This window comes from Pseudomonas veronii, from assembly GCF_002028325.1.
In the GTDB taxonomy this organism is placed as follows: domain Bacteria; phylum Pseudomonadota; class Gammaproteobacteria; order Pseudomonadales; family Pseudomonadaceae; genus Aquipseudomonas; species Aquipseudomonas veronii.
Map to the genome: position 1 here is coordinate 1,508,593 of NZ_CP018420.1, position 11,450 is coordinate 1,520,042.

The window sequence follows — 11,450 nt, forward strand, 5'->3', positions numbered from 1 at the left end:
GGCTCCTTAGTGGCTCGGCCCGAGGAAGGCCAGCCAGCGGCGCTCCGCCAGACGAAACAGACCGACCAGGGCAAAGGTCACGGTCAGGTAGATCAGCGCAGCGATGCCGAACGATTGAAAGGTGAGGAACGTGGCCGAGTTGGCGTCCCGGGCCACTTTGAGAATGTCCGGGATCGTCGCGGTAAACGCCACTGTCGTCGAGTGCAGCATCAAAATCACTTCGTTGCTGTAGTACGGCAATGAACGGCGCAGGGCCGACGGCATGATGACATAGGCGTACAGCTTCCAGCCGCTGAGGCCGTAGGCTTTGGCCGCTTCGACTTCGCCGTGGGCCATGCTGCGGATCGCCCCGGCGAAAATCTCCGTGGTGTAGGCGCAGGTGTTGAGGGCAAAGGCCAGGACCGTGCAGTTCATCGCATCGCGAAAGAACGCATCCAGCACCGGTTGGGCGCGCACGGCGGCGATGCTGTAGATGCCGGTGTAACAGATCAGCAATTGGATATAGAGCGGCGTGCCGCGAAACAGGTAGGTGTAGAACTGCACCGGCCAGCGCACCAAGGGATTGCGCGACACCCGGGCGATGGACAGCGGAATCGACACCAGGAAGCCGATCACCAGCGAGGCGCTGAGCAACCACATGGTCATGGCCAGGCCGGTGATGTGCTGGCCATCGCTGTAAAGGAATGGGCGCCAGTATTCCTGCAAGAGTTCGATCATCGCACGGCCTCCCGCGAGCCTGCCGAATAGCGACGTTCAAGACGGCGCAGGACAAAGTTGGACGCACTGGTGATCAGCAGGTAGATCAATGCGGCGATCACTAGGAAGTAAAACAGCTGATAGGTGCTCTTGCCGGCGTCCTGCGCGGCCTTGACCAGATCCGCGAGGCCGATGATCGACACCAGTGCGGTGGCCTTGAGCATTACCATCCAGTTGTTGCCGATGCCCGGCAGGGCAAAGCGCATCATTTGCGGGAAGGTCACGTAGCGAAACCGCTGCCCGCGCTTGAGGCCGTAAGCCGTGGCGGCTTCCAGTTGACCACGGGGCACCGCGAGGATCGCGCCGCGAAAGGTTTCGGTGAAGTACGCACCGTAAATAAAGCCCAGGGTGATCACCCCGGCGCTGAATGGGTCGATTTCGATGTATTCCCATTCCATGAAGTCGGTAAGACCGGTCAGCCAGGTTTGCAGGCTGTAGAAAATCAGCAGCATCAGCACCAGGTCGGGCACGCCACGAATCAACGTGGTGTAGAGCTGGGCGGGAATGCGCAGGAACGGCAGGCTGGACAGTTTGGCGCTGGCGCCGAGCAGGCCCAGCAACACGCTGACGGCCAGGGACAGCACCGACAACTTGAGGGTCATCCAGGTGCCTTGCAGCAACAGCGGGCCGAAACCCTTCAAACTGAACGCGCTCAGCCCGAGGGTTTGCAACAGTTCTTCGAACATAAATCAGGACCTATGGCGATAAAACAGCGCCCCTCCCGGGAAGGGGCGCCCCAGGCATTATTTGCCGCTGTACAGGTTCAGATCGCCAAAGTGTTTCTTCTGGATGCTGGCGTAGGTGCCATCATCGTGTAACGCTTTGATACCTTTATCCAAAAGGGCCTTCAGCTCAGTGTTACCTTTTTTGATACCGACCGCGGTTTTCGACGGCAGCAATGGGTCGTCGATGGCCGCGCTGACTTCGTAACCGGCACCGGCCGGCGACTTCAGGAAGCCCAGTTCGGCTTGCAGCATGTCCTGCACGGAGGCGTCGAGACGGCCGGAGGTCAGGTCAGCGTAGACCTGGTCCTGGTTGGCATAAGCCTTGGTCGTCACGCCGGCCTTGTCCAGCACGGCCTTGGCGTAGGCTTCCTGGATGGTGCCTTGCTCGTAGCCCACGGTTTTGCCCTTGAGCGACTCAGGCGTGGAGTAGCCGGCGCCCTTCTTGAATACCAGCGAAGTCGGGCCGGAGAACAGTTCGTTGGAGAAGTCGATGGCCTTCATGCGGGCTTCGGTGACGGTCATGGACGAAATCACACCGTCGAATTTGTTGGCTTTGAGGCCTGGAATCATGCCGTCGAAGTCGCTTTCGACCCACTTGCACTTGACCTTCAGTTCGGCGCAGATCGCATTGCCCAGGTCGATGTCGAAGCCCACCAGGCTGCCGTCAGCGGCTTTGGACTCGAACGGCGCGTAGGAAGGATCGACACCAAAACGCAATTCCTTGTATTCCTTGGCCAAGGCGGAACCAGCGGCCATGCACAGAGCCAGTGCAGAAAGGGTCAGCAATGCTTTTTTCATTATGTAATCCCTGGAAACCAAGATAAGCGCTTGTGGCGCGTTTAGGACTGTTACTGAACGGTGTCAGACGGATCACAAGTAGCAATTTCTGCACCATAGTTCCGAATGCAGCTCCGAATGATCGTTTTAAAAGGTGGGAAGAGGGAGCTATGAGTATAGGAGGTGCCCGAAAATGGGCATGAAAAATAGGCTGCACTATTTTGGATCGAGCGCAGATTAAAAAATGTGGGAGCAGGCAAGCCTGCTCCCACCTGTTGGTACGGTTATTTGCCGGGCGTGAGGGTCAGCCTGGCTTTCCCATACACCTTGTCAAAGTTCTGCGGCTGCATCGGGAAGCTCAGGTATTGCGCCTTGAGCGACGGATCGATGCCATTGGCATAGTTCGGGCTGACCGGGTTGCCGGACTGGCCGATACCGCCCTGGCCCGTCATCGGTTCTGCCTGGCCGAAGTCGACAATCATGCGCAGTGCCGGCACTTGGGTGGTGTCGAAACTCTCCCCCCAGTTGTACGGCGCCGGGTTCAGGGTGTTGTGGTCGCCGCCGCTGGCCAGCGGGCCGCGGATCACCTGGCCATTGCGGTTCTTCCAGGTGGTGCTGTGCAGTTTGCCCCACTGCCAGGCCTTGTGATCGGTACCCAGTTGGCTGTCGCCGGCAGTGATCGCAGCGGCCAGGCTGCGGGCGAGGATCGTCGGCTTGTCTTCTTTCTGCGCGGTGCGGACATCGTCCCAGAACGGGCTGTCTTCACGGCCCAGCAGGTGGTCGGCCTGGGCGGCGTAGGACAGGCTCGCGTTGCTGACAAAGGCTTTCCAGCTGGCGCTGTTTTGCGGGCCGAGTTCGTCGAGGAAGATCTGTTTGCTGCTTTCCTGCAGGAACAGCTCATACATCGCTGCGTCGGCGGACGTCGGCGCCAGGCGGCCGTCAAACGCCATCAGACGATTCAGCGCTTCACGGGCCTTGGCCTGTTCGGCCGCGGGCAGCGCAGCGATCGCCTGTTTCAGCGGCTGCGCCATGCCCGGCGCCTGGAACATGTTCTTGAGCTTGGCGGCGAACGTGGTGGTCTGGTCGTATTGCATGGCGATCATGCTGCGGCTGTCGTGCTTGCCGGCATTGGCCAATTGCGCCAGGCGCTCGCTGCGCTCCGGAGCGTCCCAGGAGTTGGACAGTTGCATGCCATAACCGCGCGGCGCGGTACGTTGGTTGGCGGTGCCGATCCAGCCTTGGGCCGGGTCCTGGTCATAAGGGTGCAGCATCGCGTCGGCGTAACCGTCCCAGTCGAAGCGCGCATCCCAGCCCGGCGAGGGCAGCAGGCCTTCGCCTTCGCGGCGGTTGGGGAAGCGCCCGGTAACCTGCCAGCCGATGTTGCTGGCATCGGCGAACACCATGTTCAAGGCGATGGCGCGGATTTCCCGGGTCGCATCCGAGGCCTTGGCGGCGTTTTGCGCGCGGGACAGGTCGAAGAACGCATCAAGGCTCTTGTCGTCCTTGAAGTCCGCCGTTTGCAGGGCCAGGCCCAGCCCGCTGGTCAGCGCCTGGCTGCTGTTGAGCAGGGCACCGTGGCGGGTTTCGTACACCACCTCACGAATCGAGCGTTGGCCTTTGATGAAAAAGGTTTCGTTGCGCACAGCGGCCGGTAGCCATTTACCGTTGTTCTCGTAGTACAGCGCGCTGCCCTGGCGTTTGACCTTTTCCAGGAACAGGTCCTGGGTGTCGCCCTTGACCGTGCTCATGCTCCACGCCACTTTGCCGTTGAAGCCGGACAACAGGGTCGGCAGGCCGGCGATCGAGGCGCCGACGGCCTGGTATTTCGGTGCGCGGATCTGCACGTAGTTCCATGGCGACGGGGCTTGCGGCTGGGCCGCGAGGTCGTTGGCCAGCAGGCTCTTGCCGCTGCGGCTGCGTTGCGGGCCGATGGCCCAGTTGCTCGAAGTGGTCACCGCCAGTGAGTTGAGGCTGCTCAGTTGCTGGCTGACCGTGTCCAACCCGGCCAGGCCGGTGATCTGGCTCAGGTTCACGCCCTTGAGCTTGTCGGCTTCGGCCAGGGGGATCGGCTCGTCCGGCGCGCTTGGGGTGAGCCAGGCGAGTTTGTCGACACCGATCTTTTGCGCGAGCACCAGCGATGACAATTCTTCCTGCAGGTTGGCCGACTCGCTGAAATTCAACAGGCAGAACAACAGCGCCGAATCTTCCGGCTTCCAGTACTCGGGTTTGTAACCTGTCTGGGCCAGGTCCGGCGGCAGCTTGTCGCGGTAGCGGAACAGGTAGGCGTTGACGCCACGGGCATACACTTCAAAGAAGCGCTTGAGGCGCGGCGACGAGGCGTTGTAGAGCTCGCCGGCGCTTTTTTTCAGGTTGACCGCGCGCATGAAACGGTCGACATCCAGCACCTCGGGGCCGGACATTTCCGCCAGACGGCCCTGGGCCAGCAGGCGCAACGTGACCATCTGCGTGATGCGGTCGCTGGCATGCACATAGCCGAGGCTGAACAGTGCGTCGTGGAAGGTATTGCTTTCAATCAGCGGCATGCCCTGGGCATTGCGGCGTATCGAAACATTCTGCGCGAGGCCCTTGATCGGCTGGACGCCGGTAACGGGGGGCAGGGTGTCCTGGGTGCTCTGGAGCTGGCAACCGGCCAGGCTTAATGCACTGGCCACTGCCGCGGCAACGCCGAACCGGGGAAGAAAATGTGAAAGGGCTGGCGAGGCCATGGCAAAGCTCCTGCGGGGGGTAGCGTCAGTAAAGGCGCTACGTTAGTGAGCGCGGTGAAACGACGCAAGCAGGAGCTAAAGCTTATTTTCAGTAGCCAGGTTTCAAGCGCCGTGGCACTTCTTGAATTTCTTCTCGCTGCCGCACGGGCATGGATCGTTGCGGCCAACGTCTTTCAGGGCGTTGCGCACCGGCTCCTGGTGAGCGTGGCCGCAGTTCGGGCCGTGGACATGGCCGTGGTCGTGATCATGGTGATCGTGGTTGCAGTCAGGACCATGGACATGGGGTTGCTGAGTCATCGATGTCGCTCCGGAATAAAATCGCCGGGGATTATCTCGCCATTGTGGTCCACGCGCACGTCATTACCGATGAATAATCCGGTTTTCAGCTCGCCTTCCAGCCGATAAGGCACGGGCCGGTCGGGGTTTTTCAGCATCTGCACGACGTCACGGATCTGCGGCCAGAGGTTGGTGCGTACCGAGATCTTGAAAAAGGCGTGGCCACGCGGCGGCACGGTGAGCCATTCGTTGGATTCGCCTTCGGTCAGCAGCAAGCGACCCAGGGTGACCTTGTAGATCAGGCCGCGCACCGTGAGGTCGGCGTCGTCGCGGTTATCTACGCGGAAATACAGCTTGAACTTCTGTTCGAGCAACTTGGCCCGCACCACTTCGACCTTCACCAGGGCGACGTGGGGCGGTGGGGCGTCGTCCTCGAACCATGAGGCGCAGCCGCTCAAGCCAAGGGTCAACGCCAGCAACAAGCTGTAAGTGCGGAGCATGGCGCGATCCCTGTGAGGTGGTTAGAGGTAGCTGGAGCAACACTTCTTGAACTTCTGCCCACTCCCGCAGACGCATGCATCATTGCGTCCGGCCTTCACTTCCACGGTGGGGTCGATGAAGTACCAGTGTCCCTCATTCTGTACGAAAGAGGACTGTTCGCGGTGGCTGTGTTCGCCGGTGCTGTCATGCCAGCGCGCGGTAAACGTCACGAACGCATGTTCCGGCTGGCCGCCGAACACCTCGGAGCTTTCCACTTCCAGGCCGAGCCAGGTGCTCTGGGCGCTCCAGGTGGCGATGGCATCACGGTCCAGGCCGGCCTGCTGCGCAGGCAACGTGGTAGCCACCAGGTAGTCCACCAGGCCCAGTACGTAGGCGCTGTAGCGCGAGCGCATCAGCGCGGTGGCGCACGGCGCCGGGTGGCCGGCGTGATAATGGCCGCAGCACGCGTCCAGCAGGTTGCCGCTGCCACAGGGGCAAATGGATGTACTCATCGGGTTACCACCAATACTTTCCGAAGTTTTCCGGGTTGGCCCAGAAGCGGGCGTTGAGCCAGTCCGGCACCTGTTTATAGTCAAGCAGATCATAGGTAAACAGCGTCAGTACCTGCTCATCGCGCTGGAAGCGCTCGCCGGCCTGCAGGGCCAGGGAGAAGAAGTCAGTGTCTTTCCAGTCGCAGGCGCCCAGGTCGACCAGCACCGCAATGCGGCTGGCATTGAGGTTGCGGATGCCGCCCAGCAGGGTCAGGCCTTGTGGTTTTGACAGGTGCTCCAGGCAATCGACCACCAGCGCCAGGTCAAAACGCTGCGCCGCGAGGTCCGCCGGCAGCGCGCCAGGCGTCGCGACGGACACCTGGGTCTCAGGGTGCGCCTTTTGAAAGGCCTCCAGCGCCGGGAACTGGCTGGCACCCAACAGCAACAGGCGTTTGGGCTGGTGCAAATCGAGCAAGGCAGCCAGGGCTTGCTGGGGTGTACGGGAAGAAATACCAGCGGTCATCAGAGATCCTCACATCAGGACCCTAGAGACTAGCGCGGCTGAGCGTGCGGGCCTAGAGCGGGTGGTTGCGAAAAGTCCTTCAAGTACGCCCATCCTCAATGAATCCGGGGGTGTGGCGTACTGGCGCAGTTGAAAGGAGCGGTCTTTACTCCACCCATCGGCCCCTGCCGATCCCCTCAGGAGAAATCAAATGAGCATCATGCGGACAGCTCTACCCTTGGTTCTGCTCACCGGAGTATTGACAGGTTGTGCAGGTTTGCAAAAAACCGATTGGCCCACCTGCGCCGCCGTGGGCGGCGTGACCGGTGCGGCGATCGGTGCGACGGAAAGCTCAGCCTATGCCGGCTACGGCGCGTTGTTGATCGGCGGCATGGCCGGCGCCTATTGCTGGGTACACGGCGATGGTGACGAAGACGGCGACGGCGTGCCGGACAGCCGCGACAAGTGCCCCGGCACGCCGAAAGGCGTACAGGTCGATGCCAATGGTTGCCCACCTGCGCCACCCGCGGCGGTGGTTGAAGAGGTGGTTGTGGTCAAGGAAGAAACCATCGTGATTCGCGATGTCCACTTCCAGTTCGACTCGGCGAAGCTGACGGCGGCGGATAAAACCGCGCTCGACACCATCGCCACCCGCCTGAAACGCGAAGCCCCGAGCGCCCAGTTGCGGGTCAGCGGGCATACCGACAGCGTCGGCAAGGACGCCTACAACCAGACACTCTCGGAAAAACGCGCACATTCGGTGACGGACTACCTGATCGGCGCCGGTGTGCCTCGCAGTAACTTCGTGTCGGTGACCGGTGCGGGCGAAAGTCATCCGGTGGCTGACAACAAAACCGCTGAAGGCCGTGCCCTGAACCGCCGCGTAGAAATCCAGATCAACCGCTGACAGGCCTTGCCCCTGTGGGATTCCACAGGGGCATCGTTGGCGATCCTCGCTGAAACTGCCGCCTTCTCAAGTTTTTTGATCCTTCACTGGCAAATCGCCTGTAGAAGTCGTTACTGTGCGCCCAAAGAAAAATTTGAAATAACAAATTCCCCATCACTCAGGAGCCCCATGATGCGTAAGGTTTTTCTGTTGGCCCTGTTGGTCAGCCCCGTTGCCCTGGCCCAGAGCGTGAGTGTTGAAACCAACTCGTTGATGCGCTTGCCCAGCAGTACCAGCGTATTGCAGCTGGAACGCCTGGACGTCGCGGACTACGGCACGTTGCTCATCCCGGCCACGATCAGCCAGGTCTCGGTGGATGAGTTGCACCTGGGCCGCGAAGCACGCATCGCCATCGCTCCGGGGAGCACCGGGCTGCAATTGCAGGCGCGGCATGCGCAACTGGAACATGGCAGCCAGATCACCTCGCGTGGCGCTCCCGGTACCCACGAAAAACCAGCCAGGGCCGGACGTGACCTGACCTTGCGCATCAATGCCCTGACGGCGCAGGAACTGTCGGTGGATGCCCGTGGTGGCGCTGGCGCCCAAGGTTATGCCGGGCTGGACGGCGCCAACGGCGAAGACCCGGGTTGCACTTGGGGCTCCGCTGGGCGCGGCGCCAACGGTGATAACGGTGGCGACGGGTTGCCTGGCGCGGCGGGTGCGCAGGTGCGGGTCGAACTGCCGCAGGACTTCCCAAGCGACAAGATCAAGGTCTGGGTCGATGGCGGCGCGGGCGGTTTGGCGGGGACGGCGGGCAAGCCTGGGCGTGGTGGGCAATCCAAGGGTTGCCTGGTGTACCGCGCCGATGGTGGCGAGAAAGGCCGGCCAGGGGTGGAAGGGCAGCCGGGGCCGGCCGGGCCTGCGGGAACTGTGACCATTCAGCGACTTTGAGTCGTTCGATCTGACGCCATCGGGAGCACGCCCCCTCCCACATTTGGAATGCATTTCAAATGTGGGAGGGGGCGTGCTCCCGATGGCCGTTTAAGGCACGTCTCAGAACATCGGCCGCGCTGAAGCAATCGCGACCAGCACCAACCCAACGAGCAGGTTAATGCCCACCAGCTTGCGGATCTGCCCCAGCACCGCCGCCCCGGCCGGCCAGTTTTCAGCCGCCACCGCTGCGCGCAATTCGGGGAACTTCAACGCCTGGATGCGGATGAACAGCGCCGTCATCACCACATACAAGCCCATCATCACCTGCACGTAACGCGGTGCGGTTTCAAACCCGCTGAAGCGCAGTTGCAACAGGCCGACACCGCTGATCGGCAAAACCAGCACCGCCACCCAAACCCACACGAAAAAACGTTGAAACACATTCGCCCACAGCTTGAGCCGGGCAGGGCCCTCGAGGGCCGCCACAGCGGCCGGGCGCAGGATCATCCAGGCGAAAAACATGCCGCCGACCCAGATCAGGGCGGCCAATACATGCAGGGTGTAAACGAGGCTGAACACGGTCATTGCGGTACTCCGTTCTGCGCGGGATTAATTAGCGGGGTATGATAGCGGCCGATCCGAACCACTGAAAATTTATCCAGCGTTTTTTGCGCCCGACTATCCATGATCAGCACTGAACTCAAAACCACGATCCAGGGCGCCTATTCGCGTTTTCTCGAAGCCAAGAGCTTGAAACCGCGCTACGGCCAACGCCTGATGATCGCCGAAGTGGCCAAGGTCCTCGGGGATATCGACACCGACGACGAAGGCCGGCGCAGCGGTGACCCCGCGGTCGTGGCCGTCGAGGCCGGCACCGGTACCGGCAAGACCGTGGCCTACAGCCTGGCGGCGATTCCCACCGCCAAGGCCGCCGGCAAGCGCCTGGTGATCGCCACCGCCACCGTCGCCCTGCAGGAGCAGATCGTCTACAAAGACCTGCCCGACCTGATGCGCAACAGCGGCCTGAACTTCACCTTCGCCCTGGCCAAGGGCCGTGGCCGCTATATGTGCCTGTCCAAGCTCGACGTGCTGCTGCAGGAAGGCCACGCGCAAACCGCCACGGCCTCCTTGTTCGAAGAAGAAGGCTTCAAGATCGAAGTCGATGAAGTCAGCCAGAAGCTGTTTACCAGCATGATCGAAAAACTGGCCGGGAATAAATGGGACGGCGACCGCGACAGCTGGCCCACCGCCCTGGAAGACGCCGATTGGGCGCGCCTGACCACCGACCACAGCCAATGCACCAACCGTCATTGCCCCAACTTCGGCCAGTGCGCCTTCTATAAAGCGCGCGAAGGCATGGGTAAGGTCGACGTGATCGTCACCAACCACGACATGGTCCTCGCCGACCTGGCCCTGGGCGGCGGCGCCGTGCTGCCGGACCCGCGCGACACGCTCTACGTATTCGACGAAGGCCACCACCTGCCCGACAAGGCCATCGGCCACTTCGCCCATTACACGCGCCTGCGCTCCACCGCCGACTGGCTGGAGGCCACCGCCAAGAACCTCACCAAACTGCTGGCCCAGCACCCGCTGCCCGGCGACCTGGGCAAGCTGATCGAACAGGTGCCGGAACTGGCGCGGGAGATCAAGACCCAGCAGCAGTTCATGTTCAGCGCCTGCGAGCAGGTCGCCGACTTCAAGCCCGGCGAAGACGTCGAGGGCCGCGAGCGCCCGCGCCATCGCTTTGTCGGCGGGCTGATCCCCGAGCACATGCGTGAAATGGGCATCGAACTGAAGAAGGGTTTTTCGCGCCTGACCGACCTGTTCACCCGCCTGACCGACCTGCTCAAGGAAGGCATGGACGGCGAGGTCAACATCGGTATCGCCAGCAACCAGGCCGAGGAATGGTACCCACTGTTCGGCAGCCTGTTGTCCCGCGCCCAGGGCAACTGGGAGTTGTGGACGGCCTTCACCGTCGAAGACCCGGAAGACAACCCGCCCATGGCCCGTTGGCTGACCCTGTCGGAAAGCGGTGCGCTGTTCGATATCGAGGTCAACGCCAGCCCGATCCTTGCGGCGGAAATGCTGCGGCGCAACCTGTGGAACGTGGCGTATGGCTGTCTGGTCACCTCGGCCACGCTGACCGCCCTAGGCACCTTCGACCGCTTCCGTATGCGCGCCGGCCTGCCGAAAAAAGCCGTCACCGCCGTGGTGCCGAGCCCGTTCCATCACGCTAACGCCGGTGTGCTGCGCGTGCCAGACCTCAAGGCCGACCCTCGGGATGCGCCGGCCCACACCGCCGCGATCATCCGTGACTTGCCGGAGCTGGTCGAAGGTTCACGCGGCACCCTGGTGCTGTTCTCGTCGCGCAAACAGATGCAGGACGTGTTCGACGGCCTCGACCGTGACTGGCGCAAACAGGTGTTTATCCAGGGCAACCTGTCCAAGCAGGAAACCCTGAACAAGCACAAGGCGCGGGTCGATGGCGGCGATTCCAGCGTGCTGTTCGGCCTGGCGAGCTTTGCCGAAGGCGTGGACTTGCCCGGTGCCTACTGCGAACACGTGGTGATCGCCAAGATCCCGTTCTCGGTGCCGGATGACCCGGTCGAGGCCGCGTTGGCCGAGTGGATCGAGGCCCGTGGCGGCAACCCGTTCATGGAAATCTCGGTGCCGGATGCGTCCCTGAAGCTGGTGCAGGCCTGCGGGCGCTTGCTGCGGACCGAAGAAGACCGGGGCACCATCACCTTGCTGGACCGCCGTCTGGTCACGCAGCGCTATGGCAAGGCCATCCTGAATGCCTTGCCGCCGTTCCGGCGCGAAATTTCTTAAGCCACAGTGGGCGAAATCGCCCACTTCGTGGTCTATCTCACTGCCATCGCATTATGTCATCAGGCCATT

The 11,450-nt window shown here is 62.0% G+C and carries 12 protein-coding genes; 3 read left to right on the forward strand and 9 right to left on the reverse strand.

Annotation, left to right across the window (positions count from 1 at the left end; genetic code table 11):
• Window positions 1-6 precede the first annotated feature (6 nt).
• The 8 genes from PverR02_RS06855 to PverR02_RS06890 all read right to left on the reverse strand — a co-directional run bounded on the left by PverR02_RS06855 (window position 7) and on the right by PverR02_RS06890 (window position 6,754).
• Complete coding sequence (locus PverR02_RS06855) at window positions 7-717, reverse strand: ABC transporter permease (RefSeq protein WP_017844772.1); 711 nt, start codon at window positions 715-717, stop codon at window positions 7-9.
• Entirely contained in the window at window positions 714-1,442 is a 729-nt protein-coding gene (locus PverR02_RS06860; RefSeq protein ID WP_079442994.1) for an ABC transporter permease, read from the reverse strand. The genes PverR02_RS06855 and PverR02_RS06860 overlap by 4 nt, the downstream gene beginning before the upstream one ends.
• A 57-nt stretch (window positions 1,443-1,499) precedes the next feature.
• Window positions 1,500-2,279, reverse strand: coding sequence for a transporter substrate-binding domain-containing protein (locus PverR02_RS06865; protein ID WP_046384451.1), 780 nt, complete (start codon window positions 2,277-2,279; stop codon window positions 1,500-1,502).
• A gap of 263 nt (window positions 2,280-2,542) precedes the next feature.
• Window positions 2,543-4,984 (reverse strand): penicillin acylase family protein, encoded by a 2,442-nt coding sequence (locus PverR02_RS06870; RefSeq protein WP_079442995.1) that lies wholly within the window; start codon window positions 4,982-4,984, stop codon window positions 2,543-2,545.
• A 102-nt stretch (window positions 4,985-5,086) separates the two neighbouring features.
• Entirely contained in the window at window positions 5,087-5,281 is a 195-nt protein-coding gene (locus PverR02_RS06875) for an SEC-C metal-binding domain-containing protein (RefSeq protein ID WP_079442996.1), read from the reverse strand.
• Window positions 5,278-5,760, reverse strand: coding sequence for an LEA type 2 family protein (locus PverR02_RS06880; RefSeq protein WP_046384449.1), 483 nt, complete (start codon window positions 5,758-5,760; stop codon window positions 5,278-5,280). Before PverR02_RS06880 ends, PverR02_RS06875 begins: the two co-directional genes overlap by 4 nt.
• Window positions 5,761-5,781: 21 nt before the next feature.
• Window positions 5,782-6,252 carry a YchJ family protein gene (locus PverR02_RS06885; RefSeq protein ID WP_017844777.1) on the reverse strand — a complete coding sequence of 157 codons (471 nt, stop codon included), beginning with the start codon at window positions 6,250-6,252 and terminating at the stop codon, window positions 5,782-5,784.
• Between the two features lie 4 nt (window positions 6,253-6,256).
• Window positions 6,257-6,754: a DUF6231 family protein gene (locus PverR02_RS06890; protein ID WP_017844778.1), complete on the reverse strand. Its 498-nt coding sequence runs from the start codon at window positions 6,752-6,754 to the stop codon at window positions 6,257-6,259.
• A 190-nt stretch (window positions 6,755-6,944) separates the two neighbouring features.
• Between PverR02_RS06890 and PverR02_RS06895 the strand changes: the two genes are divergently transcribed.
• Both PverR02_RS06895 and PverR02_RS06900 read left to right on the forward strand, forming a co-directional pair.
• The gene (locus tag PverR02_RS06895) at window positions 6,945-7,640 is read left to right on the forward strand and encodes an OmpA family protein (protein WP_026139770.1); all 696 of its coding nucleotides are present in this window, start codon (window positions 6,945-6,947) and stop codon (window positions 7,638-7,640) included.
• 171 nt (window positions 7,641-7,811) lie between these two features.
• The gene (locus PverR02_RS06900) at window positions 7,812-8,570 is read left to right on the forward strand and encodes a hypothetical protein (RefSeq protein ID WP_046384447.1); all 759 of its coding nucleotides are present in this window, start codon (window positions 7,812-7,814) and stop codon (window positions 8,568-8,570) included.
• Window positions 8,571-8,672: 102 nt separating this feature from the next.
• On the opposite strand, the gene PverR02_RS06905 is transcribed toward PverR02_RS06900, so the two are convergent.
• Window positions 8,673-9,137: a CopD family protein gene (locus PverR02_RS06905; RefSeq protein ID WP_079442997.1), complete on the reverse strand. Its 465-nt coding sequence runs from the start codon at window positions 9,135-9,137 to the stop codon at window positions 8,673-8,675.
• Between the two features lie 99 nt (window positions 9,138-9,236).
• Between PverR02_RS06905 and dinG the strand changes: the two genes are divergently transcribed.
• Window positions 9,237-11,381, forward strand: a complete 2,145-nt coding sequence (gene dinG, locus PverR02_RS06910; RefSeq protein WP_079442998.1) for an ATP-dependent DNA helicase DinG — start codon at window positions 9,237-9,239, stop codon at window positions 11,379-11,381.
• The last annotated feature ends 69 nt before the right edge of the window (window positions 11,382-11,450 follow it).

What these genes read in the sequence shown, in the direction of transcription:
- PverR02_RS06900 (WP_046384447.1), top strand. Translation starts at nt 7,812, where the DNA reads ATGCGTAAGGTTTTTCTGTTGGCCCTGTTGGTCAGCCCCGTTGCCCTG.
- dinG (WP_079442998.1), top strand. Translation starts at nt 9,237, where the DNA reads ATGATCAGCACTGAACTCAAAACCACGATCCAGGGCGCCTATTCGCGT.
- PverR02_RS06885 (WP_017844777.1), bottom strand. Translation starts at nt 6,252, where the DNA reads ATGAGTACATCCATTTGCCCCTGTGGCAGCGGCAACCTGCTGGACGCG.
- PverR02_RS06865 (WP_046384451.1), bottom strand. Translation starts at nt 2,279, where the DNA reads ATGAAAAAAGCATTGCTGACCCTTTCTGCACTGGCTCTGTGCATGGCC.
- PverR02_RS06905 (WP_079442997.1), bottom strand. Translation starts at nt 9,137, where the DNA reads ATGACCGTGTTCAGCCTCGTTTACACCCTGCATGTATTGGCCGCCCTG.
- PverR02_RS06870 (WP_079442995.1), bottom strand. Translation starts at nt 4,984, where the DNA reads ATGGCCTCGCCAGCCCTTTCACATTTTCTTCCCCGGTTCGGCGTTGCC.
- PverR02_RS06855 (WP_017844772.1), bottom strand. Translation starts at nt 717, where the DNA reads ATGATCGAACTCTTGCAGGAATACTGGCGCCCATTCCTTTACAGCGAT.
- PverR02_RS06890 (WP_017844778.1), bottom strand. Translation starts at nt 6,754, where the DNA reads ATGACCGCTGGTATTTCTTCCCGTACACCCCAGCAAGCCCTGGCTGCC.
- PverR02_RS06860 (WP_079442994.1), bottom strand. Translation starts at nt 1,442, where the DNA reads ATGTTCGAAGAACTGTTGCAAACCCTCGGGCTGAGCGCGTTCAGTTTG.
- PverR02_RS06895 (WP_026139770.1), top strand. Translation starts at nt 6,945, where the DNA reads ATGAGCATCATGCGGACAGCTCTACCCTTGGTTCTGCTCACCGGAGTA.
- PverR02_RS06880 (WP_046384449.1), bottom strand. Translation starts at nt 5,760, where the DNA reads ATGCTCCGCACTTACAGCTTGTTGCTGGCGTTGACCCTTGGCTTGAGC.
- PverR02_RS06875 (WP_079442996.1), bottom strand. Translation starts at nt 5,281, where the DNA reads ATGACTCAGCAACCCCATGTCCATGGTCCTGACTGCAACCACGATCAC.